Origin of the sequence: Chitiniphilus purpureus (assembly GCF_025642115.1) — a bacterium.
Taxonomy (GTDB): domain Bacteria; phylum Pseudomonadota; class Gammaproteobacteria; order Burkholderiales; family Chitinibacteraceae; genus Chitiniphilus; species Chitiniphilus purpureus.
Window position 1 is genome coordinate 1,564,274 of the sequence record NZ_CP106753.1, and the last position, 26,310, is coordinate 1,590,583.

The 26,310-nt window shown below is 63.3% G+C and carries 27 protein-coding genes and 5 tRNA genes; 13 read left to right on the top strand and 19 right to left on the bottom strand.

Annotated features, from left to right (window positions below; translation table 11 throughout):
- Positions 1-107: 107 nt before the first annotated feature.
- On the bottom strand, positions 108-1,337 hold the full coding sequence (locus N8I74_RS07190) for a pyridoxal phosphate-dependent aminotransferase (protein WP_263126727.1): 1,230 nt from the start codon (positions 1,335-1,337) through the stop codon (positions 108-110).
- Positions 1,338-1,467: 130 nt separating this feature from the next.
- Between N8I74_RS07190 and N8I74_RS07195 the strand changes: the two genes are divergently transcribed.
- On the top strand, positions 1,468-1,836 hold the full coding sequence (locus N8I74_RS07195) for an Mth938-like domain-containing protein (protein ID WP_263126202.1): 369 nt from the start codon (positions 1,468-1,470) through the stop codon (positions 1,834-1,836).
- A gap of 451 nt (positions 1,837-2,287) precedes the next feature.
- On the top strand, positions 2,288-2,806 hold the full coding sequence (locus tag N8I74_RS07200) for a hypothetical protein (RefSeq protein WP_263126203.1): 519 nt from the start codon (positions 2,288-2,290) through the stop codon (positions 2,804-2,806).
- Between the two features lie 462 nt (positions 2,807-3,268).
- Here the strand turns inward: N8I74_RS07200 and N8I74_RS07205 are convergent.
- The 4 genes from N8I74_RS07205 to N8I74_RS07220 all read right to left on the bottom strand — a co-directional run bounded on the left by N8I74_RS07205 (position 3,269) and on the right by N8I74_RS07220 (position 3,721).
- Positions 3,269-3,355: transfer RNA gene (locus tag N8I74_RS07205), tRNA-Leu, on the bottom strand.
- 69 nt (positions 3,356-3,424) lie between these two features.
- Positions 3,425-3,498: transfer RNA gene (locus N8I74_RS07210), tRNA-Cys, on the bottom strand.
- Positions 3,499-3,543: 45 nt separating this feature from the next.
- Positions 3,544-3,619 (bottom strand) — tRNA-Gly (locus tag N8I74_RS07215).
- Between the two features lie 26 nt (positions 3,620-3,645).
- Positions 3,646-3,721 (bottom strand) — tRNA-Gly (locus tag N8I74_RS07220).
- Positions 3,722-3,936: 215 nt separating this feature from the next.
- Between N8I74_RS07220 and nadA the strand changes: the two genes are divergently transcribed.
- Positions 3,937-4,851: a quinolinate synthase NadA gene (nadA, locus tag N8I74_RS07225; RefSeq protein WP_263126204.1), complete on the top strand. Its 915-nt coding sequence runs from the start codon at positions 3,937-3,939 to the stop codon at positions 4,849-4,851.
- 149 nt (positions 4,852-5,000) lie between these two features.
- Complete coding sequence (locus N8I74_RS07230) at positions 5,001-6,068, top strand: bifunctional nicotinamide-nucleotide adenylyltransferase/Nudix hydroxylase (protein WP_263126205.1); 1,068 nt, start codon at positions 5,001-5,003, stop codon at positions 6,066-6,068.
- 64 nt (positions 6,069-6,132) lie between these two features.
- Here N8I74_RS07230 and N8I74_RS07235 read toward each other — a convergent pair whose 3' ends face one another.
- From N8I74_RS07235 to N8I74_RS07295, 13 genes are all read right to left on the bottom strand, one after another.
- Positions 6,133-6,627 (bottom strand): PEP-CTERM sorting domain-containing protein, encoded by a 495-nt coding sequence (locus N8I74_RS07235; protein ID WP_263126206.1) that lies wholly within the window; start codon positions 6,625-6,627, stop codon positions 6,133-6,135.
- A 234-nt stretch (positions 6,628-6,861) separates the two neighbouring features.
- The gene (locus N8I74_RS07240; RefSeq protein WP_263126207.1) at positions 6,862-7,359 is read right to left on the bottom strand and encodes a type II secretion system protein; all 498 of its coding nucleotides are present in this window, start codon (positions 7,357-7,359) and stop codon (positions 6,862-6,864) included.
- Positions 7,334-7,711: a type II secretion system protein gene (locus N8I74_RS07245; protein ID WP_263126208.1), complete on the bottom strand. Its 378-nt coding sequence runs from the start codon at positions 7,709-7,711 to the stop codon at positions 7,334-7,336. Before N8I74_RS07245 ends, N8I74_RS07240 begins: the two co-directional genes overlap by 26 nt.
- A gap of 9 nt (positions 7,712-7,720) precedes the next feature.
- On the bottom strand, positions 7,721-8,194 hold the full coding sequence (locus N8I74_RS07250) for a type II secretion system protein (RefSeq protein ID WP_263126209.1): 474 nt from the start codon (positions 8,192-8,194) through the stop codon (positions 7,721-7,723).
- Between the two features lie 22 nt (positions 8,195-8,216).
- Entirely contained in the window at positions 8,217-10,133 is a 1,917-nt protein-coding gene (locus N8I74_RS07255) for a secretin N-terminal domain-containing protein (protein WP_263126210.1), read from the bottom strand.
- Positions 10,130-10,663 (bottom strand): hypothetical protein, encoded by a 534-nt coding sequence (locus N8I74_RS07260; RefSeq protein ID WP_263126211.1) that lies wholly within the window; start codon positions 10,661-10,663, stop codon positions 10,130-10,132. Before N8I74_RS07260 ends, N8I74_RS07255 begins: the two co-directional genes overlap by 4 nt.
- A complete protein-coding gene (locus N8I74_RS07265; protein WP_263126212.1) occupies positions 10,663-11,187 on the bottom strand; it encodes a hypothetical protein in 525 nt (174 codons plus the stop codon). The genes N8I74_RS07260 and N8I74_RS07265 overlap by 1 nt, the downstream gene beginning before the upstream one ends.
- A complete protein-coding gene (locus tag N8I74_RS07270) occupies positions 11,184-11,711 on the bottom strand; it encodes a hypothetical protein (protein WP_263126213.1) in 528 nt (175 codons plus the stop codon). The genes N8I74_RS07265 and N8I74_RS07270 overlap by 4 nt, the downstream gene beginning before the upstream one ends.
- Positions 11,708-12,523 (bottom strand): hypothetical protein, encoded by an 816-nt coding sequence (locus N8I74_RS07275; protein ID WP_263126214.1) that lies wholly within the window; start codon positions 12,521-12,523, stop codon positions 11,708-11,710. The genes N8I74_RS07270 and N8I74_RS07275 overlap by 4 nt, the downstream gene beginning before the upstream one ends.
- Entirely contained in the window at positions 12,504-14,165 is a 1,662-nt protein-coding gene (locus N8I74_RS07280; RefSeq protein ID WP_263126216.1) for a GspE/PulE family protein, read from the bottom strand. Before N8I74_RS07280 ends, N8I74_RS07275 begins: the two co-directional genes overlap by 20 nt.
- Positions 14,166-14,193: 28 nt before the next feature.
- Positions 14,194-15,366 (bottom strand): type II secretion system F family protein, encoded by a 1,173-nt coding sequence (locus N8I74_RS07285; protein ID WP_263126219.1) that lies wholly within the window; start codon positions 15,364-15,366, stop codon positions 14,194-14,196.
- A 40-nt stretch (positions 15,367-15,406) separates the two neighbouring features.
- On the bottom strand, positions 15,407-15,829 hold the full coding sequence (gene gspG, locus N8I74_RS07290) for a type II secretion system major pseudopilin GspG (protein WP_263126220.1): 423 nt from the start codon (positions 15,827-15,829) through the stop codon (positions 15,407-15,409).
- 492 nt (positions 15,830-16,321) lie between these two features.
- Entirely contained in the window at positions 16,322-16,915 is a 594-nt protein-coding gene (locus N8I74_RS07295) for a superoxide dismutase (protein ID WP_263126221.1), read from the bottom strand.
- A gap of 239 nt (positions 16,916-17,154) precedes the next feature.
- Between N8I74_RS07295 and N8I74_RS07300 the strand changes: the two genes are divergently transcribed.
- Both N8I74_RS07300 and N8I74_RS07305 read left to right on the top strand, forming a co-directional pair.
- The gene (locus N8I74_RS07300) at positions 17,155-18,081 is read left to right on the top strand and encodes a CobD/CbiB family protein (protein ID WP_263126222.1); all 927 of its coding nucleotides are present in this window, start codon (positions 17,155-17,157) and stop codon (positions 18,079-18,081) included.
- 17 nt (positions 18,082-18,098) lie between these two features.
- Positions 18,099-18,749, top strand: coding sequence for a fumarylacetoacetate hydrolase family protein (locus N8I74_RS07305; RefSeq protein ID WP_263126223.1), 651 nt, complete (start codon positions 18,099-18,101; stop codon positions 18,747-18,749).
- A gap of 33 nt (positions 18,750-18,782) precedes the next feature.
- On the opposite strand, the gene tsaD is transcribed toward N8I74_RS07305, so the two are convergent.
- A complete protein-coding gene (tsaD, locus tag N8I74_RS07310) occupies positions 18,783-19,796 on the bottom strand; it encodes a tRNA (adenosine(37)-N6)-threonylcarbamoyltransferase complex transferase subunit TsaD (protein WP_263126224.1) in 1,014 nt (337 codons plus the stop codon).
- Positions 19,797-19,950: 154 nt separating this feature from the next.
- Here tsaD and rpsU point away from each other — a divergent pair, with 154 nt between their 5' ends.
- The 7 genes from rpsU to N8I74_RS07345 all read left to right on the top strand — a co-directional run bounded on the left by rpsU (position 19,951) and on the right by N8I74_RS07345 (position 26,242).
- Positions 19,951-20,163: a 30S ribosomal protein S21 gene (rpsU, locus tag N8I74_RS07315; protein ID WP_026262804.1), complete on the top strand. Its 213-nt coding sequence runs from the start codon at positions 19,951-19,953 to the stop codon at positions 20,161-20,163.
- 89 nt (positions 20,164-20,252) lie between these two features.
- Positions 20,253-20,693: a GatB/YqeY domain-containing protein gene (locus N8I74_RS07320; protein WP_308445880.1), complete on the top strand. Its 441-nt coding sequence runs from the start codon at positions 20,253-20,255 to the stop codon at positions 20,691-20,693.
- A gap of 238 nt (positions 20,694-20,931) precedes the next feature.
- Entirely contained in the window at positions 20,932-22,797 is a 1,866-nt protein-coding gene (dnaG, locus tag N8I74_RS07325; RefSeq protein ID WP_263126225.1) for a DNA primase, read from the top strand.
- Positions 22,798-22,879: 82 nt separating this feature from the next.
- On the top strand, positions 22,880-24,823 hold the full coding sequence (gene rpoD / locus N8I74_RS07330) for an RNA polymerase sigma factor RpoD (RefSeq protein ID WP_263126226.1): 1,944 nt from the start codon (positions 22,880-22,882) through the stop codon (positions 24,821-24,823).
- Positions 24,824-24,838: 15 nt separating this feature from the next.
- Positions 24,839-24,915, top strand: a tRNA-Ile gene (locus N8I74_RS07335).
- 426 nt (positions 24,916-25,341) lie between these two features.
- On the top strand, positions 25,342-25,839 hold the full coding sequence (locus tag N8I74_RS07340; protein WP_263123868.1) for an Hcp family type VI secretion system effector: 498 nt from the start codon (positions 25,342-25,344) through the stop codon (positions 25,837-25,839).
- Positions 25,840-26,017: 178 nt separating this feature from the next.
- Complete coding sequence (locus N8I74_RS07345) at positions 26,018-26,242, top strand: hypothetical protein (RefSeq protein WP_263126227.1); 225 nt, start codon at positions 26,018-26,020, stop codon at positions 26,240-26,242.
- Positions 26,243-26,310: the final 68 nt, after the last annotated feature.

Consider the following 26,310-nt stretch of genomic DNA (forward strand, 5'->3'; position numbering starts at 1 on the left):
GACGCCATGCGACGACAGCACTGCGCCCGAGAGTCGGTCGGGCGCGCCGTATCCGGGCCCGGCGCTTGCTGTCCGCGTGGCGCGCGACCTGGAACGGGCGACGCGTATTATGCGGTACCGTGGCGTTTTCGGTAACCGCCGAGAAAACGTTCCAGCCGCCCCAGCGCGTCCGTCAGATCGTCCACATGCGGCAGGAACACCACGCGGAAATGATCGGGTGCGATCCAGTTGAAGCCGGTCCCCTGGACCAGCAGCACCTTTTCCTCCTGCAGCAGCTCCAGCATCAGTTGCTGATCGTCCTCCAGCGGGTAGTACTTCGGGTCCAGCCGGGGGAACATGTACAGCGCCGCCTTGGGTTTGACACAGCTGACCCCAGGAATGGCGGTCAACATCTCCCACGCCAGATCGCGCTGGCGGGTGAGGCGGCCGTTGGGCGCCACCAGATCGTTGATGCTCTGATAACCGCCAAGCGCGGTCTGGATCGCATACTGCGCCGGCACGTTGGCGCAAAGCCGCATTGTCGACAGGATGTTGAGGCCGTCAATGTAATCGCGTGCGATCTTCTTGTTGCCCGAAACGATCATCCAGCCGGCGCGGTAGCCGCAGGCCCGATAGTTCTTCGACAGGCCATTGAAGGTGACGAACAGCACGTCGTCGGCCAGTGAGGCGATCGACGTGTGCGTGGTCCCGTCGTACAACACCTTGTCGTAGATCTCGTCGGCATAGATGATCAGATTGTGCTGGCGGGCCAGCTCGACGATCTCCCTGAGCACTTCGTCCGGATACAACGCACCGGTGGGGTTGTTCGGGTTGATGACGACGATGGCGCGCGTGGCCGGAGTGATCTTGGCGCGCATGTCGTCCAGCGCCGGCAGCCAGCCATTGGCTTCATCACACAGGTAGTGGCGCGGCGTGCCACCGGCAAGGCTCACCGCGGCGGTCCACAACGGATAGTCCGGAGCCGGCACCAGCACTTCGTCGCCATTGTTCAGCAGGCCCTGCATCGACATCACGATCAGTTCCGACGCGCCGTTGCCGATGTAGATGTCATCCACCGTCACATCGGCGATCTGCTTTTGCTGGGTGTAGTGCATCACCGCCTTGCGTGCCGGGAACAGCCCCTTGGAATCGACGTAGCCCGCCGCGTTGGGCAGATTGCGGATCACGTCCTGCACCACCTCGTCCGGAGCATCGAAACCGAAGTTCGCCAGGTTGCCGATGTTGAGCTTGATGATGCGATGGCCTTCTTCCTCCATCTGCCGCGCCCGCTCCGGCACTGGCCCGCGGATCTCATAGCAGACATTGAGGAGCTTGTTGGATTTGTGGATCTGGGTCATGGCGTGGCGAAAGCGCAGGAGGAAACCTGACATTCTATCCAAACCGGACGCGCCGGGCGTATACAGCATGTAAGGACGAGCGGCAAGACAGTTGGGGTAAACTCGCGCCAGCCCATCCAAGAGCCCGCTCATGAAGCTGCACCACACCACGACCACCCATCTCAACCAATTCACCGGCTACGGCGACGGCTACGTGATGGTCAACCAGGAGCGCTTCGAAGGCAGCCTGATCGTGACTCCCACCGAAGTGCACAGCTGGCGTCCCACCGACTTCAGCACGCTGGAGGAGGCCGATTTCGCGATGCTGCTCGAATTCGGGCCGGAGCTGGTGCTGCTGGGAACCGGTGACCGGATCCGCTTTCCCCATCCCCGGCTGTCCCGTGCGCTCGCCAGTGCCCACGTCGGGCTGGACACCATGGACACCGGCGCGTTGTGCCGTACCTTCAATGTGCTGACCGCCGAAGAGCGCAGGGTGGTGGCACTGGTGCTGGGGGCCTAGGCTGCGACGAGGATCGGCCCCCCAAGCTGTTGCACTGTTGCGCAGGCCGAAGCATTACGCGCAGCCTGCGTCAGCCACGCCATCGGCGGCAGCTGGCACCGGATGACGCTGCGCTGCAGCGGACTTCAACCTTTGCTGGATATCGGCCTGGGTGCGAAGCGCACCGGGAAAGCGCAGGCCGTGCCCATCGGCGACACCGTAGGCCCGCCCCTGGGCACCTCGGTACCGGCCGCCGTCGGTGACGGGGCCAGGGCGGCAAATTGCGCATCATCGGTTTCCCGACTGGATGGCACGGCGCGCTGCGCCTGTCCTGCACGGCTTTGCGGTACGCGCCTACAGGCATCCGATGCTGTGCCGCGTAGGCTGAGGTTCAAGCCCGGCAATGCCAGGGCTCATCTCAACCAGGCGTCGGCACTACGGGCCGCGCTGTACAGCGAAAGGAGTGCTCCAGATGGCACATGACGATTACGACAAGCGCGATGACCGGGATGCAAACCGCGATCCCATTTCGGGCGAACCTGGCGCTCATCCCGTCAGCACCGGCGTGGGTGCTGCAGTGGGCGGGGCAGCAGGTATCGGTGCCGCTGCAGCAGCCGGCGCCGCCGCCGGCTCTGCCGTGGGCCCGGTAGGAACCGCAGTGGGGGCTGCCGTTGGCGCAGTGGTTGGCGGCTTGGCGGGTTCCGCTGCCGGCGAGCTGGTGAACCCGACGGAAGAGGAAGAGTTCTGGCGCAACAACTACGCGCGCGAGCCCTATGTGGCGCCGGGGAGTGGCTTCGAGCGCTATTCCGCCGCCTATCGCACCGGCTACGAAGGCCGCGGACGGTTTACCGACCGCACCTTCGACGAGGCCGAGGGCGATCTGCGCGACGACTACTACGCCCGACGCGGGGATTCGGCATTGGAATGGGATGATGCCCGTGCCGCTGCGCGTGCCTCGTGGGAGCGGATCGACAAGCGCGCCGGGGTCTGAGCGGGCCGATCCGAACCAGTGGGCCGGATAAAAAGGAGCACTGCGGTGCTCCTTTTGCCTTAGGGGCCATGCAGGTGCAGCGAATGCGCATTTCCAGTGGCCTGATCAGGGATCGCCGCAGAGATGGCTGTCAGCTTGCGGTTCCATCAGTCGGTGCCCATATCGATTGCGGCTGTCTGCGGCTTGAGCGGGAGAATGTCGGCGACGGGCCGGTTCCGACAGTGCCTTGCAAAGGGAATGAGGCGCAGCAGTCGGCATGGCTGCGCGGTATTGCACGTTGACATTGCCGATACTGCGCCAGGACACCGAAGAAGAGCAGCTAACAAACGTTTTTGGCTGCGTCGCACTTACTCGGTATGCACCCTTGTACTGACTGCGTTTGGCGCTTCTTGCCGGAATCGCTGCGTTGGATTTTGCCGGCCACTCTAAAGAGAGCCAGGGCAGCATGGGTGGACCGGAAGATGGTGCCCCGAGCCGGGGTCGAACCGGCACAGCCTTTCGGCCGAGGGATTTTAAGTCCCTTGTGTCTACCAATTTCACCATCGGGGCGGATGGGCAGGGCACTTGGTTTCCCTGCGGCCATTGCAAAAAAGCCCGGCGTTACCGGGCTTTTTTGTCTGGAGGCGGGGGTCGGAATCGAACCGGCATAGACGGATTTGCAATCCGCTGCATAACCATTTTGCTACCCCGCCGAAGCTGGAAAAAAGGGAAAGTGCAGCACTTTCCCTTTTGCAATCTGGAGCGGGAAACGAGGCTCGAACTCGCGACCTCAACCTTGGCAAGGTTGCGCTCTACCAACTGAGCTATTCCCGCGTATTCATATGCAGCGGTGGCGGATTTGGAGCGGGAAACGAGGCTCGAACTCGCGACCTCAACCTTGGCAAGGTTGCGCTCTACCAACTGAGCTATTCCCGCGTGCCATGCACTGCAACAGAGAGGCGCATTATGGTGAGCCGCCTGATGGTTGTCAACACCTGTTAAGGAAATTCGCCGGCAGGCGGCGTATGATAAGCGCTGCCGGGGTCGGGCCGCGGGATGCGCGGCCATCAGAAGACGATTCCGGCCCAAGGTCGGTTTTTTGATATCGCTACCGCGCGGTCAGCCCGCGGGCTCTGCATGGAGGAATTCCCATGTCTCGTGTCGTGACGCTTGCCCATTACTACACCCAACCCGAAATCCAGCAGATGGCCGACAAGGTCGGCGACAGTCTGGAGCTGTCGCTGTTCGCGCGCGATGCGCAGGCGGACATCATCGTTTTCGCCGGTGTGCGCTTCATGGCCGAGACGGCCAAGATCCTCAATCCACAAGCCACCGTCGTGCTGCCCGATCGCGGTTCGACCTGTTCATTGGTCACCCAGACCGATGTGGCGGCGCTGCAGCGCTGGCGCGAGCAGCACGCCGACCATGTGCACGTGAGCTACATCAACAGCTCGGCCGAGCACAAGGCGTTGTCCGATTGGATCGTGACCAGCCGCAATGTGGACGACATCATTGCCCATTTGTATGCGGAAGGGAAAAAGGTGATCTTTTCGCCTGACCGCAATATGGGCGCCTACCTCAATTTCCAGCATGGCTACGACATGCCGTTGTGGTCCGCCGTGTGCGAGGTGCATGACAAGTTCAACCAGCAGGCGCTTGACGAAGCCTTTGCAGCGGTACCGGGGGCGAGGTATCTGATCGCCCACCCGGAAAGCCCGCTGCCCGTCCTGCAACTGGCCGATTACGTCGGCTCCACCTCGGGCATGCTCAATTGGGTGAGGAACTATGCGTATGAACCCGACGCGGTGATCTTCGTCGCGACCGAGGACGGCATCCTCTACAACATGCGTCTGGCGCGGCCCGATCTGCGCATCGAACAGGCGCCGATCTACGCCGGTTGTCAGTGCAATCAGTGCCCGTATATGAAGATGAATACCATCGAGGCGGTCAAGCGGGCGCAGCAGGGGCAGGGCGAGGTGATCGATTATCTGAGCCCGGCGCAGATGGATGCGGCACGCCTGCCGATCGAGCGCATGCTGGCGTTTTCGGAACGCTACTACCGTTGATGGCGTAAACGATCCGGGCGCCGCGCGTGCCGAACATGCGGCACTCACCGGCCGATCCATGATGCCTGCCACGCGGCGCATGCCGGCAACGCGTGCTGCCGTTGCCGATTCTATCGGCGGCCCCCTTCAGGGGGCTGCACGGGCCTGATATGAAATACGACTATCTCGTGTTCATCGGACGCTTCCAGCCGGTTCACCTGGGCCACCTGCAGGTGATCGAGGCGGCGTTGGGGCTGTCGCACAAGCTGATCGTGATCTGCGGCTCGGCCCGCCAGGCACGCAGCCCGCGCAATCCGTTCACGCTGGCCGAGCGTGAAGCCATGCTGCGTGCCGCATTGCCGCCGGCCTGGCAGAGCAGGGTGTTCATGGTCGGCTGTTCGGACCGGATGTACAACGATCAGCAATGGATCACCGAAGTGCAGAATCTGGTGGACAAGGTGATCGCGGTGGACACCGCGAGCCTTGGGCACCGGGCTGCCGAATTCCGCGTGGGCATCGTCGGCGCCGGGGGAGGCAGCCCGGCGCGGCAGGTGCACTATCTGGAACTCTTTCCACAATGGCAGCGCGAGCAGGCAGCCGAATGGCCGGGCGTCGACGCCGCTACGCTGCGTGAGGCCCTGTTCGCGCAGCAGGGGGCCCACTTCGCCGGATGCCGGGACAAGCTGCCGACGGCGGTCTACGAGTGGTTGCACCGTTTCCGGGAGCTGCCCGTCTATGCCCAGATCGCGGCAGAGCATGACTACCTGCAGTCGTTCCGGCGGGCATGGGCGGACACACCGCACCCACCCACCTTCGTCACCGTCGACGCGGTGGTGATCCATTCAGGGCATGTGCTGCTGGTCAAGCGGCGCAGCCTGCCCGGCAGGGGGCTGTGGGCATTGCCGGGAGGATTCGTGGCCCAGGATGAGCCGATCCGCGACGCCGTGATCCGCGAGTTGAAGGAAGAGGCACGACTCAAGGTGCCGGCACCGGTGCTGGCCGGCTCGATCCGCGCCAGCCGGGTATTCGATCATCCGCAGCGCTCGCTGCGCGGCCGGACCATTACCCATGCCTTCCTGATCGAACTGGCACCAACCGGCGAGGGCCTGCCCAAGGTCCGGGGTGGGGACGACAGCGACCGGGCGCAGTGGGTGCCCTTGTTCGAATTCAACCGGATGGAGGAGCAGCTGTTCGAGGATCACTTCTATATCGTCAACTGGTTCCTCGGGCAGATCTGACACGCCATTCTGCAAAAACAAAAACGGCCCCAATGGGGCCGTTTTGCATACCAGGTGCAGTCGATCAGCGGGCCTGGCGGCGGCGACGCCACGCCACGCCGGCAGCACCAAGGCCGACGAGCGCCATGGTGGCGGGCTCCGGAACCGGCGAGACGGTGTAGGTCAGCGTGCCGTTCCACGGCGCCCAGTTGGTGAAGTTGAGCATGAAGCTGTACTGGCCTGCGCCGCCCAGGTGGTCGAAGGTGAGCGAGCCGGCGAAACTGTCGTCGCCGACGTTGCTGTTGGCGGCGATTTCCTGGATGAAGGCACCCGGGGCGTTCTGCTTGGTCAGGGTGGCATGCAGCGATGCCAGGAGGCCGTTGCTGCCCGCATTGGGCGTGAGGGTGAAGCCGAATACATACTGGCCCGGGTTATCGAGCGTGAACTGCAGCCCGCCGAGCAGATTGGTGCTCCAGGCGCCGGGGCTGTTGACCGCGATGCTTTCCTGGTAGAGCGCAGCCTGGGCGCTACCGGTGGCCAGCGCTGCGACCGTGGCGGCGGCAAGAATGAAAGATCTCATGTGATTCCCTAGTGGTGGTTGAAAACGCACCCACGATAACGCAATTTCCTTTCGTTTTTCTTGTGATTTTGTCAGGATAATGAGTGTGGCGGTGCATGCAAATCGAACGACTGCGCGCATTTTATCGATAAATGGCACTTTTGCGCCATTGGCATGAAAGCTTTTGCCGTCGTGACCAGCTTGGCTGACGATGGCGTCAATCGGTTGTTGACAACATCACACCGCCGCCCGGTTTCAGCGGGTACGGCTACCGCCCCCTGGCCAGTGGGCGAATTTCCATTCCTGGTAGCTGGTCTTGTCGGCAAAGCCGCTGTATTGGGCGGTAAAGCCCCATTGTTTGAGCGGTTTGTCGTTGGATTTGCTGAACACGCCCATGAAGCCGCCGCCAGGAGCGCCGATATAGGACCAATCCTCGCCAGTGATCGGGTCCTTGTAGGGGCGGCGCAGGAAGCGCCGCGCAAAGGGCACGCGCGGGTCCTGCACCAGATCGTCCAGGGTCTTGGGATACTGCGGCCCCTGGCCGCTGTTCTGCTCGGAATAGGCCTTGATCGCGCGGCGGATTTCGTCGCCGACGATCAGCAGCTCCTCTTCGCGCGCGCGACGGATGCGGGTCTGCCAGACATCGCCCAGCTCGGCCAGGTAGATGCCCATCACCAGCACCATCATCAACACCCACGCGTAGGCAAAACCCTGCTGGCGACGCGGGCTAGTATTCGCTGAACGCCTTGCCATCGCTGTCGTTCCCCGGCGCGCCGCTCTTGATGTCATATACGCCGGTGCCGTTCTCGGGGTTGATGATCTGCCATGCGTCGCGCTTGCCGCTGATGGGGTCGACCGGGATCTCCCGCAGATATTTGCGCTCGACCATTTCTTCGAGCGTGGCGGGGTAGCGCCCGGTATCGGCGTAGAACTTGTCGAGTGCATCGCGCATGGCGACGAGATTGTGCTTGAGCACAGTCTCCGAGGCTTTGTCGGTCTGCTGGAAATAGCGCGGCACCACCAGCGTGAGCAAGCTGGCCATGATGGCAAGCACCACCAGGAGTTCGATCAGCGTGAAGCCGCGACGGGGGGCAACAACATTCATAGGCGGTGGTCACCAGTCGCGATAGGGCACGCCATTGAGGCCCGCCCCTTCGGATTTGGAATAGACATCGTAGACATCGCGGCCTTCGGCAGGGGCATCCGGTGGGCTGGCGTAGCTGCGCAGGCCCCAGGTCTGGGCATTGGTCATGCTTGGGCAATCGCAGAACGGGTCGCGCGGCATGCGCCGCAGGAAGTAGATATTACGCCCGGTCGGGTCCTTCACATCCTTCACGCCATCGGTCAGCGCGGCCAGCTCCGGTGGGTAGCCGCTCTCGTCGAGCGATTTCTGCACCCGGCCTTCGTCGGTGGCCTGCTTGTAGGCGTCGATGGCGCTGCGGATCTGCCACAGCGCCCGGCGCAGTTCTTCCTCGCGCGAGCGGGTGGCCGCCACCTGCGACAGCGGCAGTGCCACCGACGCGAGCACCGCCAGGATGGTCAGCGTGACCATCAGCTCGATCAGGGTGAAGCCGCCCAGGCGTCTCATGATGCGTCGTCGGTGCGTACCGTCACCGGCGGCCCATGCCGGCGCGGATCGGCTCGGCCGCAGGTTGGTCCTGCGGTACCGGCTGCGGTGCGGGCTGGGGTTGGGGCACCGGCTGCGGCATCGGCTGGGCCATGGGCTGCGTACCGCCCGACGGTGCATTGATCGTGACGGTCGAGGCATTGCGCAACCGTAGCGGGTCGGTCGAGATCGACGATTCAGTGCCGCTGTCGAACTGGGTCACATACTGGCCGGGCACGGACAGGTTGCGCACGATGCGCGGGGTGATCATCAGGATGACCTCGGTCTGCTTGCGATCGTCGTTGCGGCTGCCGAACAGCCGGTCGAGGATGGGCAAGTCGCTCAACCCGGGCAGCCCGGCCTTGGTGATCTGGTTGGAGCGCTGCAACAGGCCGGCGAGCACCTGGGTCTCGCCGTCACGCACCGACATGTTGGTCTCGGCGCGGCGGGTACCGATCTGGTAGGCCACACCACCGTTGGCGGTCGGGACCTTTTCCACCAGGTTCGAGACTTCCAGCGTCACCTTGACCCCGATATCGCCTTCATTGCTGATCGCCGGCTCCACGTTCAACGTCAGGCCCACGTCCTGGTAGTTCACGGTTTCGGACGTCACGCCGTTGGAGTTGGTGGTGGTGATCACCGGCAGCCGGTCGCCGATCACGACCTTGGCCTTGTCACGGTTCTTGACGCGGATCTTCGGGTTGGCAAGCAGTGTGGTATCGCCGCGCCGCTGCAGGAAATTGGCGGTGATCGAGGGCTTGCCCAGGTTGACGAGCACATTGCTGCGGTTGATGTTGGCAAGCTTGCTCAGCGTGAGCGAGCTGGCATTGGTGCCATCGAGCGTGGTGCTCAACTCGGCAGTCAGCGAATCGGGGTAGCGGATGCCGAGGTTGAGCACGTCCGAATCGGTCACCTCCAGCACTTCCACATCGAACACCACCTCGGACTGCGGCAGGTCCTGCGCGGTGATCAGCCGCTCGGCCACGGCGATCGCCTCGGGGGTGTCGCGCATGATGATCATGTTGAGCCGCTCGTCGATATAGACATCGCGGGTCTTCACCATCTGTTTGAGCATCGCCAGCACCTGCTTGGGGTCGGCGTTGTTCAGATAGAAGGTGCGCATCACCAGATCCTTGTAGTCGCGGTCCTTATCGGGCCGCTTCGGGTAGATCATGATGGTGTTGTCGTTGAGGATCTTCTTTTCGAGCTGGTTGGTGGCCAGCAACAGGTTGATCACGTCCTCGACCGTGGTGTCGCGCGCGAAGATGGTGGTCTTCAGGTTGGGCGGCACGTCGCGGTCGAAGATGAAGTTGACCTTGCCGATGCGGGCGATGATGTCGAACACACTCATCAGCGGCTGGTCGCGGAACTGCAGCGAGATCGGGCTCTTGAGCGCCTGTGCCAGCACCGGCTTGAGATTGGCCTCGCGTGCGCGGCGCGCCAGGATATCGTCCTTCAGCCGCTGCGCCTGCGTATTGCGCGGGTCGTCCGCCAGGATCTGCTTGAGCACCTCCAGGGCCTCGTCCGGCCGCAGGTCCTTGTTCTCCTTGGCGAACCTGAGCATCGAGTCGCGCTTGGCCGCGCCTTCAAGCTGCAGCAGCGCTTCCTTGGCGCGGTAGTTGGAGGCGTCCCACGACAGCATCTGCTGGTAGCGTGCAGTGGCCGTGGCATAGTCGGCGCGTTCGATCGCCGTCTCGGCCTCGGCCTGCAGTTGCTGCAGCAGGCGGATCAGCTCGCGCTCGTACGCGGCGCGCAGCTTGGCGTCGTTCGGATGCTGAGCCAGCTGCTCCTTCAGGTAGCCCAGCCCCTGCTGGGCTTCGCCTTGCTGGATCATGTTCGTACCTTGCTGGCGGGCGCGGTCTGCGGCGCAGCCCATCAGCAATGCAGTGGCGATCAGGGTGATGGTCAACGCGCGTTTCACGGCGTTCCTCCTACCGGCAGCGTCTGCTGCTGATTCAATGGCATGAATGTAAGGGTAATGGCGTCACGCGTGATGTCATCCACGCGGTAGACCCCGAGCAAGGTCTCGCCGGGCTGGATCCGGCCCAGTGCCTCGCAACGGCGGCACAGCACGAACTGCTGGCCATTGGCTTCGATGATGATCTGGTCCGCACCGCGCTCGTGCCAACTGCCCACCACGACGAACGGCAGCGGCGGTGCCACCGGTACCGGTGTCGGTGTGGGTTTGGCCGGTGGCGGCGGTGGTGGCGGTGGCGGGGCCCAGGTCTGCTGTGCAAAGAGGTTGAAGCCTTGGGCCTGGCTGGCCTCGGTCGCCGCGGGTTCGGCGCTGCGTGCCGGGGTGGGCGAGGGCACGGGCTGACCGATCTGGCCGGTGGCGGCGCGGCGCGGTGCGGCGGCGGCTTCCTCGGAGGCCTGCTGTTCCTGGTACCAGGCGTAGGCCATCAGCAGCAAGGCGCCGGCCAGCAGGGCCAATACGGGGCGCGACAGCATCAGCGCACCTCCGTCAGGTAGCTGAGCTGCATCTGGATCGACAGCAGCTCGTCACCGATCTGCAACCGGGACATCGAGATCGCCTCCACCCGGACCCCGGGCAGCTTTTCCAGGTCGGCGATGAAGCCGCGCACATCCGGATAGCGGCCATTGGCCGGGAACTGCAGGCCATAGCGCACCAGGTGGCCACCGCCTTCGCTGACCATCTTGTATTCGGACTGCAGCACCGACAGCCGATTCCTGCCGGCAATCTGCGAGGCGCGCCGCAGAAACTCGGTGAAGCTCTCGGGCGGGTTGAGCGCGGCCTGCTCGACGGCCGAGGCCGGTGTGGCCGCCGGCTGGCGTAGCGACCGCTGGTTTTCCTCGAGTTTCTGCTCACGCTCGAGCAGATCCCGTTCGAACGGCACGACCTCCTGGCGCTGGATGAACAGAGCTCCGAGCAGCAGGGCGCCACCGACCAGACCGAGGATGCCGGCGTGGCGCGACCATTGCCGCGCATGCCAGGTCAGTTGCTTGGCGTTCATTGGCCTGCCTCCCGCCAGCGTACTTCGATCGCTGCCTGCACCGGCCGATAGGGGTCGGCCAGCTTCACCCCTTGCCTGGCGAGTGTCACCTTTTCGATCGCCGGCTTGGCCGACAGGGTATCGACCAGGGTGAGCACGGCATCCAACGTGCGTGCTTCCAGTTCCATCTTGATGCTGCGGTCGGGCACGCTGACGTCGATACGGGTATACGCAACGTCCGGTTGCCAGGTCTGTTCCAGCACCGACAGCGCCGGCAGCATCTGCGAGCGTTGCGCGCGCAGGATGGCCGCGACTTTCTCATTGGCCGGCTGCTGCTTCTGCGCGGCAAGCTGGGCCGCTTCGAGGTTGCGTTTGCGCAGCGCGTACTGCTCTTCCCGCGTGCTCAGTTCCTCGGCCCGGTAGCGGGCGGCGTCCTGTTCGGCGATCACCCACACCAGTGCGAGCACGCCCAGCGCGGTCAGCAGCAGCCCCAGCCACGGCGTGGTGCGCGGGGCTTTCTGGAAATCGAGTTGCAGCGCCTTCATCGCCGCACCTCCGTACCCTGCCAGTCGCTGCGGTGGGCAAAGCATCCATGGACGCCTCCTAGCCACTGCACATCGAAATCGGCCACCTCACCGTTGAGCATCCCGATTTCGGACGACACCACATACAGCTGTTCGGGCAGTTCCTGCCCGGTGAGCATCGCGGCATCGCGCACCATCGCGGCCAGCGCGAAGGCTTCGGCCTCCTCGCGCATGGTGTTGGCCAGCGTGACCACGCCCTGCCAGGCACCGGCGCGGTGGAAGGCGCAGGTGGCGTGTTCGGATTCCAGCAGCACCAGGCCGAATTCGCGGCCCTTGAGCTTGCCGCGATGTTGGTTGATCGCGCTGGTCAGCAGCGGGGTGATGCCGTTCAGTCGCAGCTTGCGCGCACGCGCCAGCTCGACCAGCGTCTGATAGAAGCCTTGATCCACCGCACTGGCGATCCGCGGCTTGCCATAGCCGGCCGGGGCCACCCGGATGCGCCAGGTCTCAACGGAAACGCCGAAATGCCGGGCAAGGACCACCCGGGCATAGCCTTCCCAGTCCGTATCCTTGTAAAGGTCATCCTGCCACGGCAGTACCGCGTAGCGTACCCAGGTGCTGCCCAGCAGCAGCTGCAACGAATCGAGCTGACCGATCCGGCCGCGCGGCGCGTCGCCCAGCAGCTGCTGCAGGTGCAGCACGGCCGTGTCCGGGTTGTTGTCGATCGCCGCACGTTGCCGGTGCACGATGCCGCCCCCGGGCCGCGCGCCGCTTGCCAGCAGCGCCTCGTGCCGCGTCAGCCACGCGCTGTGCTCAATCCACAAAGGTGACACGATTGATTTCCTGCAAGGTGGTTTCGCCACGCGACACGGCGTTGAGCGCCACGCGTCGCATCGAGATGAAGCCATGCCTGGCTGCCAGTTGCTTGACTTCCACGGCCGGCGCACGGCTGGCGATGGCCTGCTTGAGTTCATCGTTCAGGCGCAGCACCTCGGCGATGGCACGGCGGCCCAGGTAGCCGGTGTCGCGGCAGGCCTGGCAGCCGCGTCCCTTGCGAAAGCGCCAGCCGGCCACCTGCATGCTGGTCAGGCCGGAGGTGCTCAGCAACTCCTCGTCCGGTGTGTCATCCGTGATGCAATGGGGGCAGATCTTGCGGATCAGCCGCTGCGCGACCACGCCGATCAGCGCGTCAACAAAGCTGTTGGGCTCGACGCCCATGTGCATGAAGCGGTCAAGCACCGAGAACACATTGTTGGCGTGCACCGAGGTCAGCACCAGGTGACCGGTGAGCGCGGCCTGCACCGCGATGTTGGCGGTCTCGCCGTCGCGGATCTCGCCGACCAGGATCTTGTCCGGGTCGTGACGCAGGATGGAGCGCAGCCCGCGGGCGAAGGTAAGCCCCTTCTTGTCGTTGACCGGGATCTGCAGCACGCCGGCGAGCTGGTATTCGACCGGGTCCTCGATGGTGATGATCTTTTCTTCGCCGGTATTGATCTCGGACAGCGTGGCATAGAGCGTGGTCGACTTGCCCGAGCCGGTGGGCCCGGTCACCAGCAGCAGGCCATAGGGCTCATGCGACAGGTTGCGGATCGCCGCCATCGTGTGCTCGTCATGGCCGAGGATATCCAGCCGCAGCTGCTTGAACGCATCGCCGCCGTTCTGCTTGTCCAGCACCCGCAGCACCGCGTCCTCACCCCAGATCGAGGGCATGATGGACACCCGGAAGTCGATGTCGCGCTGGTTCATCAGCACCTTGAAGCGGCCATCCTGCGGAATGCGGTGTTCGGAGATGTCCAGATCGGCCAGCACCTTGAGCCGTGAGATCACCTGCTCGGCGGTTTCGACTCCGTTGGCGCCGCCGATATGCAACAGCACCCCGTCGATCCGGTATTTGATCGACAGCCCCGACGGTGTGCTTTCCAAGTGGATGTCGGACGCCTTGGAGCGCAGCGCATCGTACAGCGTGGAATTGACCAGCTTGACGATGGGGTTGTTGTCCTGGGCGATGGTCGCGAGCGAGATCTCCGGCACGTTCTCGCCGCTTTCCGCGCCGCTCTCGCCCATAGCGAGCTGATCCATCGCGCGGTGGGAGTTCTCGAATCCCTCGAGATAACTGCGCACATCATCGAAATGGGCAAAAGCGCTGCGGTAGACGGTACCGTTCAGTCGCTGCTGCACCCAGTTGCGTGTGACCGGATCGAACGGATCGGCCAGCACCAGCAGCAAGGTGGCGTCGGTGTCCTCGGCGATCACGCATTGGCGTGACACCGCCTCGGCGTAGGGCACGAGGTCATAACGCGGGAACAGCGCGGACAGGTCTTCCAGCGTCAGCGCCGGCATGCCGAGAAAGCTGCCGACCTCGCTGCGATAGCCTTCGTCGTCCAGGCCCAGCGTCTGCTGGATCATGAACGGCATGCCCGCTTCGCCGCCGGTCTGGCGCAGGTGATGGATCAGGTCCAGGGTCAGTTCGCCCATGGCGGCCTCGTGGCGGTATGGCGCCGCTTCATTGCATGTTCCCCGCAAGTTCGAAGATCGGCATATAGAGCAGGAAGACGATGGTGCCGATCAGGATGCCAATGATCAGCATCAGGATCGGTTCGAACAGCCGCGTGAACATCTCGATCGCGCGTTCAAGCTCCTCGTCGCAGAACTGCGCAGCGCGCTCGGTCATGGTCGCAAGCTCGCCGCTCTGTTCGCCCACGCGCAGCAGGCGCTCCGACACGGGCGTGGTCAGCCCGTACTTGGGCAGCGTGGCCGAGACGCCCTGGCCGGACTTGATGTCGACGATGGCGCGGCTCAGCGCCAAGCGCATCGACTGCGGCAGCAGCTGGGCCGCCAGATCCATCGCAGCCACGATCGACAGCCCGCCGGCCAGCAGCAGGCCCACGGTCCGGTAGAAGCGGGTCAGGGCGAACAGCCGGCGGTACTCCTCGAGCCGTGGAATGCGCCAGAACAGCTCCTGCAGCATGGTCTGGACCGTCTGCGTGCGCAGCAGCATCACGATGGCGGCGATGGTGCCGATGATGGCGGCAAAGATGGTCGTGCCGTTGCTGTGTACCAGTTCCCCCCACCACAGCATCACCTGCGCCGCGAACGGCAGGGTCTTCATGCTGGCGTAGATCTGACTGAACTTTGGAATGACATAGAACAGCAGGAACAACATGATGGCGCCACCGATGGTGATGATCACCAGCGGATACACCAGCGCCGAAACCACCTTCTTGCGCACCATCGCCAGTCGCGATTCATAGTGGTGGTAGCGCTTGAGCGCATCGGCCAGATGGCCGGTCTTCTCGGCCGAACCGACCGTGGCGACATACAGCGGCGGAAAATGCTCAGGCATCTGCAGCAGCACCTTGGACAGCGGCAGGCCCTGATACAGGCCCTCGATCATCCGGGTAAGCACGATGCGGCTGCCGTCCTGTCCGCTCTTGTCCCTCAGCGTCTCGACGGCCTCCACCAGCGTCAGGCCCGCTTCGAGCAACGCGATCAGTTCCTGCGTGAACAGCGAAAGCGCAAAATCGCTCTTACGGAACGAAAGACGGCGTTCGGCCTTGATCGATACTGCCTGCAGGCCTTTGTTGACAAGCCGTTCCCGTAACTCCGCCTCGTTGGCGGCATCGAGTTCGACTTCGGTCAGGCGGCCTGCCTGCAGCGCTTTGACCTTGTAGCGCATGAGGGCGTCACCCGCGGTGATGGGCTAAGGGTGGCGCGGCTTAGAATACGATGTCCGCATCCTCGCCGGTGCCGCCTTGCTTGCCGTCGGCGCCATGGGTGAGGAGGTCGAATTCGCGGCCGTTCTCGCCGGGGCGGCGATAGATGTAGGGGCGGTCCCACGGATCGTTGGGGACGGCCTTGGTCAGATAGGGACCGTTCCACTTGGTGGCGTCGGCCGGCTTGTCGGTCAATGCCGCCAGGCCTTGTTCGGTGCTGGGATAACCGCCATTGTCGAGCCGGTACTGGTCCAGTGCATCAGACAGCGACTTCATCTGACCGCTCGCGGTCTTGGCGCGCGCCTCGCCGACCTTGCCGAACAGCCGGGGGCCGACATAGCCGGCCAGCATGGCGATGATCAGAATCACGACCAGCAGCTCAAGCAGCGTAAAGCCACGAGCGTGTTGTAAGCGACGATTTTGCATTTGTAGTTATCTCAACGTGCTGTATGGCGAATCCACGGCCTGACGATCCGGCTGCGGGCTTCATTTCCTCCGGTCGCCATCCTAATACGCGGTTTAAGACAGGATCAAGCTTGGTTTATAGGCCAAACCTAATATTGTCGCGGCTTGGGAGCGGATTGCCGATGGCATGGCCTGTCCGGGCCACGGCAGCGCTGAGACCGCCGACTGCGGCCGGGGTTCATCCTGTGAAGGCGGGGGCTGCAGGTCAGTGGAGTGACGGCATGCCCCCGGGGACGCCTTGCATTTGCAAGCAATCCCAGCATGCCAAGGGCAGGCAGCGCTGCAATGCTGACGTGTCCGTGGGCCTGCATGGCGGCGGGCCGGCAGGCCGGCGCAGCATCGGGACGCGGGTGGCGGCGTCAGCAAACGAAAAGGGAGAGTAAAGACTCTCCCTTTGCGAGCATGCTGCCCGCGCCGTTGGGCTCCGATGAGCGGAGGGCGCGGTGTGGTGGGTCAGGCGCCCAGCCGTTGCGCCACCGCGTCCCAGTCCACCAGCTTCCAGAAGCCCGACAGATAGTTCGGGCGGCTGTTGCGGTAGTCGATGTAGTAGGCGTGCTCCCAGACGTCACAGGTCAGCAGCGGTACGTCCGCGGTGGTCAGCGGTGTTGCGGCGTTGGAGGTGTTGACGATGTCGAGCGTGCCGTCGGCCTTCCTGACCAGCCAGGTCCAGCCCGAACCGAAGTTGGCGGCCGCCGAGGCATTGAACGTTTCCTTGAACTTGTCGAAGCTGCCCCACTTGGCATTGATCGCATCCGCCAGCGCACCGCCCGGCAGGCGCTCTTCCCCTTGCGCGTTGGGCTTGAAGCCGAACCAGAAGAAGGTGTGGTTCCACACTTGCGCAGCATTGTTGAACAGGCCGCCTGCCGGGGCTTTCTTGACGATCTCCTCGAGCGGGAGGTTTTCGTACTCGGTGCCCTTGATCAGATTGTTCAGGTTGGTCACGTAGGTCTGGTGATGCTTGCCGTAATGGAACGACAGGGTTTCGGCGGACATGTGCGGCGCCAGTGCGTCCTGGGCGTACGGCAGTTCGGGCAGTTTGTGTTCCATGTGGGTCTCCAGTGAGGGTTGCGGTCTATGGGGTGAGCGTCGGACAAGCCATGCCGCCGATGCCGGCCGGCGCGCGGGGAGGGCTGCCTGGTCTTTATTTCGTGAAATCCGGTTGGGCATCTGGGGGCGAAACGGGCACATTTCAAGAGTCGATCGCAGCGGCTGCGGGGTCGGCCGGGCCTGTGGTATCGTGCAGCTGACAGAATCTAGCCGGCTTTGCTGTCAGGAAATAGGCAACCATGACCATTCTATCGTTGATCATCGCCCTTGCACTCGAACAAATCCGCCCCATCAGCAACCGCAACTGGGCCTATCTGGCGTTCGGGCGCCTGGCCAACCGGCTCAAACGCGCCTTCAACGCCGGCGAATACCGCAACGGTGTGTATGGCTGGGTGGTGGTGATGACGCCGCTGCTGGCGATCACCGCCGGCCTCTACTTCCTGCTCGATTGGCTCCATCCCTTGGCTGGTCTGGCCTGGACCATCGTGGTGCTGTACCTGACCATGGGTTTCAGGCAGTTCAGCCACGCCTTCTCCGGTATATCCAAGGCGCTGCAGATCGATGATCTGCCGACCGCACAACGTCTGCTGGCCGCATGGACCGGGCAGCATGCTTCCGAGATGAACGAAGACGAGGTGTCGCGGGTGGCGGTGGAGCAGGGCCTGATCGATTCCTACCGCTATGTGTTCGGCACCATCTTCTGGTTTGTCGCCCTGGCATGGTGTGCCGGGCCGCTCGGTGCAGTGTTCTACCGTGGGGCCAATCTCCTGGCGCAGAAGTGGGGCGCCTACGCCGACACCGAGCCGTTCGGACGGTGGGCCTTGACCGTGCTTGAATGGCTCGACTATCTGCCGGTGCGCATCACCGCAGCGGGCTTCGCCGTGATGGGCGACTTCGAGGACGCCGTCTACTGCTGGCGCTCGCAGGCGCGGGCATGGGGCAACTATGCGCACGGCATTCTGTTGGCTGCGGGTGCGGGCGCGATCGGCATCCGTCTGGGCGAGGCGCTGCACCAGGACCATACCGTCAAATTCCGCCCGGAACTGGGTTTGGGTGATGATGTGAGCCCCGATTATCTTGCCAGCGCGGTCGGGTTGATCTGGCGCTCGGTGCTGCTCTGGCTCGCGGTCATCCTGCTGTTCAGCGTGGCACGCTGGCTGGCCTGACCAGGAGCAGGACGAAGATGGCGGCAATCCGGATCGGTGAGCGCCCGTTGCGGGTGGAGAATATCTTCTGCGTGGCGCGCAACTACATGGCTCATGCCGCGGAAATGGGGGCCGCCATCGGCCCCGAGCCCGTGGTGTTCCTCAAGCCCACTTCGGCGTTGCTGCTGCCGGGAGCGCCGATCCCGCTGCCCCCATGGTCGAACGAGATCCACCACGAAGCCGAGCTGGTGGTGGCGATCGGGCGCAGTGGACGGAACATCGACCGCGCGGCCGCGCTGTCATACGTGGCGGGATACGGGCTCGGGTTGGACCTGACCGCGCGTGATGTGCAGGCGCAGGCCAAGAAGAATGGCCAGCCCTGGACGCTTGCCAAGGGGTATGCCGGTTCGGCGGTGGTGACCGGATTCGTGCCGGCGGCGGCGATTCCGTTTCCTGGCGAGGTGGTCTACCGGCTGGAGGTCGACGGTGACACCCGGCAATATGCCGATGCCCGGCTTATGGCGTTCGATGTCCCCGCTCTGATCGCATGGATTTCCGAGCGCTTCGGGCTGAGCGAGGGGGATCTGATCTTCACCGGCACGCCCGAAGGCGTCGGGCCCATCCATGGCGGCCAGCAGTTGCGGCTGGTGCTGGGCGGGTTGATCGACGAGACTTTCGTCGTAGCCTAAGCCTCACGCCCGAGCGCGAGGGGTGGGCGGTCCTTATGCGGCCGGCAGGCTGGCGAGCGGCCAGCGTGGCTTGGCGCAGTAGCTGTATTCGTGCCGGGCTTCCTTGAGCCGCATGGCACCGGCAAACGCAATCATCGCGCCGTTGTCGGTGCACAAGGACAAGGGCGGGTAGAACACCTGCATGCGCCGCTTGGCCGTCGCGTCATCGAGCGCAGCCCGCAGCTGGCGGTTGGCGCCCACGCCACCGGCAATCACCAGCCGCTGCATGCCGGTCTGCTTGAGGGCGGCCAGACATTTGCGGGTGAGCACGTCGACGATGGCTTCCTGGAAGGCGGCGCAGATATCGGCGCGAGTGGCGTCGTCGAGCGGTGTTTGCTGCCGCACCAGATTGAGGACCGCGGTCTTCAGGCCCGAGAAGCTGAGATCGAGGTCGCCCGAATGCAGCATCGGCCGCGGCAAGGTGAACCGCTTCGGGTCACCGGCATCGGCAAGCCTGGATAGCGCCGGCCCGCCCGGATAGCCAAGGCCCAGCAGCTTGGCCGACTTGTCGAACGCTTCGCCGGCGGCATCGTCCACCGTTTCCCCGAGCAACTGATACTCACCGATCCCGCGCACTGCCATCAGCTGGGTGTGCCCCCCCGAGACCAGCAGTGCCACGAACGGAAACGTCGGCGGTGGATCGGCCAGCAGTGGCGAGAGCAGATGGCCTTCCAGATGGTGCACACCGATGACCGGCTTTTGCAGGGCAAATCCGAGTGCATTGGCGACGGAGGCGCCGACCAGCAGTGCGCCCGCCAGCCCCGGCCCTTGTGTGTAGGCAATCGCATCCAGTTCGTTCAGGCGTCTGCCGGCTTCTGCAAGGCAGGCCTCGGTCAGCGGCAGCGCGCGGCGGATGTGATCCCGCGAGGCCAGCTCGGGTACGACGCCGCCATACTCGGTATGCATCGCGATCTGCGAGTGGATGCGGTGCGCCAGCAACCCGTCGACGCTATGGTAGAGTGCGACGCCGGTTTCGTCGCACGAGGATTCGATGCCCAGGACCAGCATGCTGGAACTCGTCTATATGCTGCAAAAACGCGACATCGTAATCGCTAAGTGTTTGCACGCAAAGAGAACGTTTTGACAGGCGAGCGCTTGCAGCGCATAATCGCCGACTTCATCAAAGTGTCCTAGCTTGGACCTACGAACAGGATTTTGCTCGATGCCTTCTGTACGCGTTAAAGAAAACGAGCCGTTTGAAGTCGCGATGCGCCGCTTCAAGCGTGCGGTGGAAAAGACGGGTCTGCTGACCGAACTGCGTTCGCGCGAGTTCTACGAAAAGCCCACCGCAGAGCGCAAGCGCAAGCTTGCTGCCGCCGTTAAGCGTCACTACAAGCGCCTGCGCAGCCAGCAGCTGCCGCCCAAGCTGTACTAAGGCGATCTGCCGTCCGAGCTAAAAGGCCGCTTTCATGCGGCCTTTCGGTCTTTATGCTTTACCCCTGCCGTGCCACCCAGGAGCTGTCCATGAGCCTCAAAGCCCGCATCCAGGAAGACATGAAAAGCGCGATGAAAGCGCGTGATGCCGAGCGCCTGGGGGCCATCCGCCTGCTGATGGCGGCCATTAAACAACGCGAGGTGGACGAGCGGATCGAGCTGGACGATGCCGCCATCGTCGCAGTGATCGAGAAGATGCTCAAGCAGCGCAAGGACAGCATCGAGCAATATGAGGCGGCGCAGCGGCAGGATCTTGCGGACAAGGAAAAGGCCGAGGTGGTGGTGTTGAGTGCCTACATGCCGCAACGGCTCTCGCAGGCCGAAATCGATGCCGCTGTTGCCAAGACCATTGCCGTGCACGGCAACACGCCGGCGGCAATGGGCAGGATCATGACCGATCTCAAGGCAGGCCTGGCCGGCCGTGCCGACATGGCCGAGGTGAACAGGCTCGTCAAGGCCCGGCTGGGCTGAGCGCAAGGTTGGCCCTGAGGGTCGCACCGGAGCGTGGCAGGGTTGCTGCTGGTCCAGGCGACACGTGCGCGGGTAGGCGTAGTGACGCGGTTCCGATGCCGCGGCCATGGTTGGCAGGGGTATCGTAATGGCAATGGAGCAACTGCAGCGCCGTATTGACGAATGGACAGCACCGTCCCGGAACGGGACGTCATCACGATGCCTGTCCAATGTCGTAGCGGCATCTGCCTGATCGGCCATGGCGCGCATCCCCGAATCCTTCATCCAGGATCTGCTCAACCGGGTCGATATCGTCGACGTGATCGAACGCTACCTGCCGCTCAAGAAGGCTGGGCAGAACTACGCCGCCTGCTGTCCTTTCCACAAGGAAAAATCCCCGTCGTTCACGGTCAGCCCGACCAAGCAGTTCTACCATTGCTTCGGTTGTGGCGCGCATGGCTCCGCAGTCGGGTTTGTGATGGAGTACGAGGCGCTGTCCTATCCCGAGGCGATCCGCAAGCTGGCCGAATCGGTGGGCCTGCAGGTGCCGCAGGAGGCGGTGGGCATGCCGCAGGCACCCAAGGCCGAACCGGGGCTGTTCGACGTGCTGAAGGCGGCGAGCGACTTCTACCGTCAGCAGCTCAAGGGGGCACCGCAGGCGATCGCCTATCTCAAGGGGCGGGGCCTGGAAGGGCGCACTGCCGCCCGATATGGCCTGGGGTATGCGCCGGGTGGGGACGATTGGCAGGCTTTGAAGCAGGTCTTTCCGGACTATGACTGGAATGCGTTGCTGGCCGAGGCGGGATTGGTGGTCGACAAGGAAGTGACCCGTCGCCGCTACGACCGGTTTCGCGATCGGGTCATGTTTCCCATCCTCAACCAGCGTGGCGCGGTGATCGGCTTCGGTGGCCGGGTGATGGGGCAGGGCGAGCCCAAGTACCTCAATTCGCCGGAAACCCCGGTATTCGAGAAAGGGCGCGAGCTGTACGGTCTTGCTCAGGCGCGGGCCGCGATCCGCGACGTCGGTCGGGTGCTGGTGGTCGAAGGGTATATGGATGTGGTGATGCTGGCGCAGCACGGCGTGGAATACGCTGTGGCTACGCTCGGCACTGCCTGTACCCCCGAGCATGTGCGCAAGCTGCTCAAGCTGGCCGACGACGTGGTGTTTTGCTTCGATGGCGACAAGGCCGGGCGGCGGGCGGCCTGGCGGGCGCTGGAAAACAGCCTTGATCTGCTGGCCGACGGCAAGAAGCTTACTTTTCTGTTTCTGCCGGAAGAACATGATCCGGACTCCTACGTGCGCGCCTTCGGTCGCGAGCGCTTCGAGCAATGCGTGGTGCAGGATGCGGTACCGCTCGCACAATTCCTGTTGCGCGAACTGGCAAGCCAGGTCGAGCTCGAAAGCGACGAAGGCCGCGCGCGCCTCATCCATCTGGCGAGTCCGCTCCTGGCGCGGGTCAAGGCGCCAGCCTATGCGCTGATGCTGAAGAAGCGGCTGGGGCAACTGTGCCGCTTGGAACTGAGCGAACTGGACTCCATCTTGGACGGACAGGCGCCTGCCGTTGCGCGAGGGCAGAGCGAGCGCCGTGGGCATGGCGAACCGACGCGACAGCGCCAGGAGTACCGGTCGGGGCGTGCGGCGGTGCCTTCCGTCTCCGGCAGGAATCGGCAGGATCTGGTCGAGCGTCTGCTGCAACTGACGCTGGCCGATCCCGCGTTGGCGCGTCAGGCCGAGCCGGTGTGGCTGGGCTGGGCTGCGCACGGCAAGGTCAAGCTGGCTTGTGCGGTGTTGAGCGCGGCACGCGAATACGGCCAATTCGAAACCGGCATGCAGCTTGTCGAACTGTGGCGTGGCGAGGCGGAGTTCGAGCAGTTGTTGGCACTGTCGGCACAGGCCAGCAACCTGTTCGGCAGGGGGCAGGCTGACCCGGAAGGGCTGCAAAAGGAGTTCGCCGAGTCGCTGGCGGTGATCGGGCAGTCGCTGGCGCTACCGACTACACTGGACCGTAAGGCTGAGCTTGAATACCGGGCGGTGCATGGTGGCCTCACCGAGCACGAGAAGCAGGAGTACATCGCCCTGGTGGCTGCAGAACAACAGCAGAAACGACAAAAATTTCAGGGGTGATCGGAATTTATACGACATCAATTGGTCGTACCGATCTGATATAATCCTCGGTTTTTCCGAATCTTTCCGAGTCCCACGACACATGGCGACAGATCACGAGTTCGATAGAGAAGAGGCTGAGCGCACCGACTTCAAGGAGCCCAAGCGCGAGAACGGCGAGAAAATGGACGCGGATGCCCGCAAGGCCAAGTTCAAGTCGTTGATCGTGTTGGGCAAGGAGCGGGGCTACCTGACCTACGCCGAGATCAATGATCACCTGCCTGACGACATGCTCGATGCCGAGCAGATCGAAGGTGTGATCAGCATGATCGCGAATATGGGCATCCAGGTGTATGACGAAGCACCCGATGCCGAAGAACTGCTGATGTCCGACGCTACCCCGGCGGTCACCGATGACGATGCCGTCGAGGAGGCCGAGGCCGCCTTGTCCTCGGTGGATTCGGAGTTCGGCCGCACCACCGACCCGGTTCGCATGTATATGCGTGAAATGGGTACGGTGGAGCTCCTCACCCGTGAAGGCGAGATCGAGATCGCCAAGCGGATCGAGGAAGGCCTCAAGCATATGATCCAGGCGATTTCCGCCTGCCCGACCACCATCGAGACCATCCTCGAACTGGTCGACAAGGGTCTGAACGACGAAATCCGCATCGATGATGTGATCGACGGCGTCATCGACCCCAATGCCCAGGAAGAAGAGACGCCGCCTCCCGAGCTGTCCGAGGACGACGACCTGGAAGGGGAGGAAGGCGAGGAAGGCGCTGAGGATGAAGACAGCGAAGCCATCGCCAGCGCCAATCTTGAATTGCTCAAAGGTCAGGTGCGCGAGCACTTCGAAGTGGTGCGCGAGCAGTTTGCCCGCATGATGAAGGCACTGGCGAGCGAGGGTGTGCAGGGCAAGAACTATGTCGCCGCGCAGCAGGCGATCGCCGAGCAGTTCCAGTTCATCCGCTTCTCCGCCCGCCAGGTGGAGGCGCTGTGTGACCAGCTACGCACCATGGTCGACGACATCCGTGGCCACGAGCGCGAGATCATGGACCTGTGCCTCCAGAAGGTGCAGATGCCGCGCGATCACTTCATCAAGACCTTCCCGGGTCGCGAAACCGACACCACCTGGGTGGTCGAGGAGATCGCCGCAGGTCGTCCGTATTCCGAGGTGCTGGAACGCTATCAGCACGCGATCATGGAAAAGCAGAGCAAGCTTGCTGAACAGCAGAAGCAGGCCCGGCTGCCGATCAAGGAACTCAAGGAGATCAATCGGCAGATGAGCACCGGCGAGGCCAAGGCCCGCCGTGCCAAGCGCGAGATGATCGAGGCCAACCTGCGGCTGGTGATCTCGATCGCGAAGAAGTACACCAACCGCGGTTTGCAATTCCTTGATTTGATCCAGGAAGGCAACATCGGTCTGATGAAGGCGGTGGACAAGTTCGAATATCGCCGCGGCTACAAATTCTCGACCTATGCCACATGGTGGATCCGTCAGGCCATCACCCGTTCGATCGCCGACCAGGCACGCACCATCCGGATTCCGGTGCACATGATCGAGACGATCAACAAGATGAACCGCATCCAGCGGCAGATCCTGCAGGAAACCGGCATCGAGCCGACTCCGGAGGAACTGGCCGAAAAGATGGAGATGCCGGAAGAGAAGATCCGCAAGATCCTCAAGATCGCCAAGGAGCCGATCTCGATGGAGACGCCGATCGGCGACGACGACGACTCGCATCTGGGCGACTTCATCGAGGACCAGAACAACATGGCGCCGTCGGATGCTGCCGTGTACGCCGGTCTGCGCGAAGCCACCAAGGAAATCCTCGATACGCTCACGCCACGCGAGGCCAAGGTACTGCGCATGCGTTTCGGCATCGATATGAACACCGACCACACGCTGGAAGAAGTCGGCAAGCAGTTCGACGTCACCCGCGAACGGATCCGGCAGATCGAGGCCAAGGCGTTGCGCAAGCTACGCCACCCCACCCGTTCCGAGCGGTTGAAGAGCTTCCTGGAAAGTGTGAGCAACGACCAGTAGAATGGCCCGTTTTCCGGGCCTGTAGCTCAGTCGGTTAGAGCAGAGGACTCATAATCCTTTGGTCCAGGGTTCGAACCCCTGCGGGCCCACCAAATCAGTTGGACACGTTCCCGGTCAAAGGTCGGATGCAATCGCATCCGACCTTTTTCTTTGCGCGGGTGCATTGCCCGATTGGAGCTGCCGCTCCTGGAGCAGGGCAGGGCATCCCCAACGATGGCGTGGAGGACGGCCTCTCCCCCCTCGGGGCTGCCAACCGCATCCCCCGGTCGCGCAGCTTGGCCTGGGCGCTGGCGTGCCGCGACCGGGCCGCAAAGATTGCCGTCCCTGCAAGGGAATATGTCCTGTCAGGGTGCTGAACGGCATGCTTGCGCCGCTATGCGTTTGTCTTAGTTGTATGGAATTTGCGTAATCTTGTTGACGGTCCTACTTCGCTTACATTTCACTGCACTTCCTTGATGATTAGGGAATGCGGAAGGCGGAGCAGGTTTGCGGCTTTGGATATTGAACAGGAGTTGACCATGGCATTTGACGCCTTCCTCAAGATTGACGGGATTCCGGGCGAGAGCACGGATGACAAGCACAAGGACTGGATCGAGATCAAATCCTTCGCGCACAAGCTGGAACAACCGGCCTCGGCGACGGCAAGCTCGGCAGGCGGCGCGACGGCGGAGCGGGTGAACCACAGCACGTTCGACATCGTGCACCTGATCGACAAGGCGAGCCCGAAGCTGTACGAGGCATGCTGCACGGGCAAGCACATCAAGGAAGTGACGCTGGAGCTGTGCCGTGCGGGTGGCGACAAGGTGAAGTACCTGGAAGTGAAGCTGGAGCAGGTGCTGGTATCGAAGGTGGTGCCGGGCGGTGCGTCGAACGACGAGGGTTTCCCGTCGGAGGCGGTGTCGTTCAGCTATGGCAAGATCAAGTGGACGTACACGCAGCAGAAGCGCGAAGACGGCGCTGGCGGTGGCAATGTGAGCGCAGGCTGGGACCTGACCGCGAACAAGACCATCGCGTGATCAGCTTGTGTTGATCGCCAGACGCCCCGCAATGCGGGGCGTCTTGTTTGGGGCAACTGCGTGTAACGCAATGTTTCGGCATCTTCTGGCGCTGGCAAGTCCGTTTGTCCTACATCGCTTTGTAATCCTGCGGCATAGGCTATGCCATATGAGGGGTTACTTCGAAAGGAGCACAACGATGCGTTACGAGATGCTGACTCACATGCCAGAACTGCTGCGGGCGCTGGGCCGTATTCGTCATGGGCAGCGCCAACCCGGCGATCCTGAGAGCCATATGCACTATCGGATGCTGCAGGCCAACGGCTTGGCGACCAGTGCAGGGGAAGGCTATGTGCTGACCGAGCATGGCGAACGTATGATCCTGCGCCGGGAACGTGAACGCGAAACTGCCCGTTCCCATTAGGACGTCGGCTTGCCATCGCTTCGATAGGGCGCACATCCTTGCCCCAAGGCCCGTTGCAATCCCGCATG

Bases quoted from the DNA above. Each gene is read 5' to 3' on its own strand.
- N8I74_RS07190 (WP_263126727.1), bottom strand. From the start codon at position 1,337: ATGACCCAGATCCACAAATCCAACAAGCTCCTCAATGTCTGCTATGAG.
- N8I74_RS07195 (WP_263126202.1), top strand. From the start codon at position 1,468: ATGAAGCTGCACCACACCACGACCACCCATCTCAACCAATTCACCGGC.
- N8I74_RS07200 (WP_263126203.1), top strand. From the start codon at position 2,288: ATGGCACATGACGATTACGACAAGCGCGATGACCGGGATGCAAACCGC.
- nadA (WP_263126204.1), top strand. From the start codon at position 3,937: ATGTCTCGTGTCGTGACGCTTGCCCATTACTACACCCAACCCGAAATC.
- N8I74_RS07230 (WP_263126205.1), top strand. From the start codon at position 5,001: ATGAAATACGACTATCTCGTGTTCATCGGACGCTTCCAGCCGGTTCAC.
- N8I74_RS07235 (WP_263126206.1), bottom strand. From the start codon at position 6,627: ATGAGATCTTTCATTCTTGCCGCCGCCACGGTCGCAGCGCTGGCCACC.
- N8I74_RS07240 (WP_263126207.1), bottom strand. From the start codon at position 7,359: ATGGCAAGGCGTTCAGCGAATACTAGCCCGCGTCGCCAGCAGGGTTTT.
- N8I74_RS07245 (WP_263126208.1), bottom strand. From the start codon at position 7,711: ATGAATGTTGTTGCCCCCCGTCGCGGCTTCACGCTGATCGAACTCCTG.
- N8I74_RS07250 (WP_263126209.1), bottom strand. From the start codon at position 8,194: ATGAGACGCCTGGGCGGCTTCACCCTGATCGAGCTGATGGTCACGCTG.
- N8I74_RS07260 (WP_263126211.1), bottom strand. From the start codon at position 10,663: ATGCTGTCGCGCCCCGTATTGGCCCTGCTGGCCGGCGCCTTGCTGCTG.
- N8I74_RS07265 (WP_263126212.1), bottom strand. From the start codon at position 11,187: ATGAACGCCAAGCAACTGACCTGGCATGCGCGGCAATGGTCGCGCCAC.
- N8I74_RS07270 (WP_263126213.1), bottom strand. From the start codon at position 11,711: ATGAAGGCGCTGCAACTCGATTTCCAGAAAGCCCCGCGCACCACGCCG.
- N8I74_RS07280 (WP_263126216.1), bottom strand. From the start codon at position 14,165: ATGGGCGAACTGACCCTGGACCTGATCCATCACCTGCGCCAGACCGGC.
- N8I74_RS07285 (WP_263126219.1), bottom strand. From the start codon at position 15,366: ATGCGCTACAAGGTCAAAGCGCTGCAGGCAGGCCGCCTGACCGAAGTC.
- gspG (WP_263126220.1), bottom strand. From the start codon at position 15,829: ATGCAAAATCGTCGCTTACAACACGCTCGTGGCTTTACGCTGCTTGAG.
- N8I74_RS07295 (WP_263126221.1), bottom strand. From the start codon at position 16,915: ATGGAACACAAACTGCCCGAACTGCCGTACGCCCAGGACGCACTGGCG.
- N8I74_RS07300 (WP_263126222.1), top strand. From the start codon at position 17,155: ATGACCATTCTATCGTTGATCATCGCCCTTGCACTCGAACAAATCCGC.
- N8I74_RS07305 (WP_263126223.1), top strand. From the start codon at position 18,099: ATGGCGGCAATCCGGATCGGTGAGCGCCCGTTGCGGGTGGAGAATATC.
- tsaD (WP_263126224.1), bottom strand. From the start codon at position 19,796: ATGCTGGTCCTGGGCATCGAATCCTCGTGCGACGAAACCGGCGTCGCA.
- rpsU (WP_026262804.1), top strand. From the start codon at position 19,951: ATGCCTTCTGTACGCGTTAAAGAAAACGAGCCGTTTGAAGTCGCGATG.
- N8I74_RS07320 (WP_308445880.1), top strand. From the start codon at position 20,253: ATGAGCCTCAAAGCCCGCATCCAGGAAGACATGAAAAGCGCGATGAAA.
- dnaG (WP_263126225.1), top strand. From the start codon at position 20,932: ATGGCGCGCATCCCCGAATCCTTCATCCAGGATCTGCTCAACCGGGTC.
- rpoD (WP_263126226.1), top strand. From the start codon at position 22,880: ATGGCGACAGATCACGAGTTCGATAGAGAAGAGGCTGAGCGCACCGAC.
- N8I74_RS07340 (WP_263123868.1), top strand. From the start codon at position 25,342: ATGGCATTTGACGCCTTCCTCAAGATTGACGGGATTCCGGGCGAGAGC.
- N8I74_RS07345 (WP_263126227.1), top strand. From the start codon at position 26,018: ATGCGTTACGAGATGCTGACTCACATGCCAGAACTGCTGCGGGCGCTG.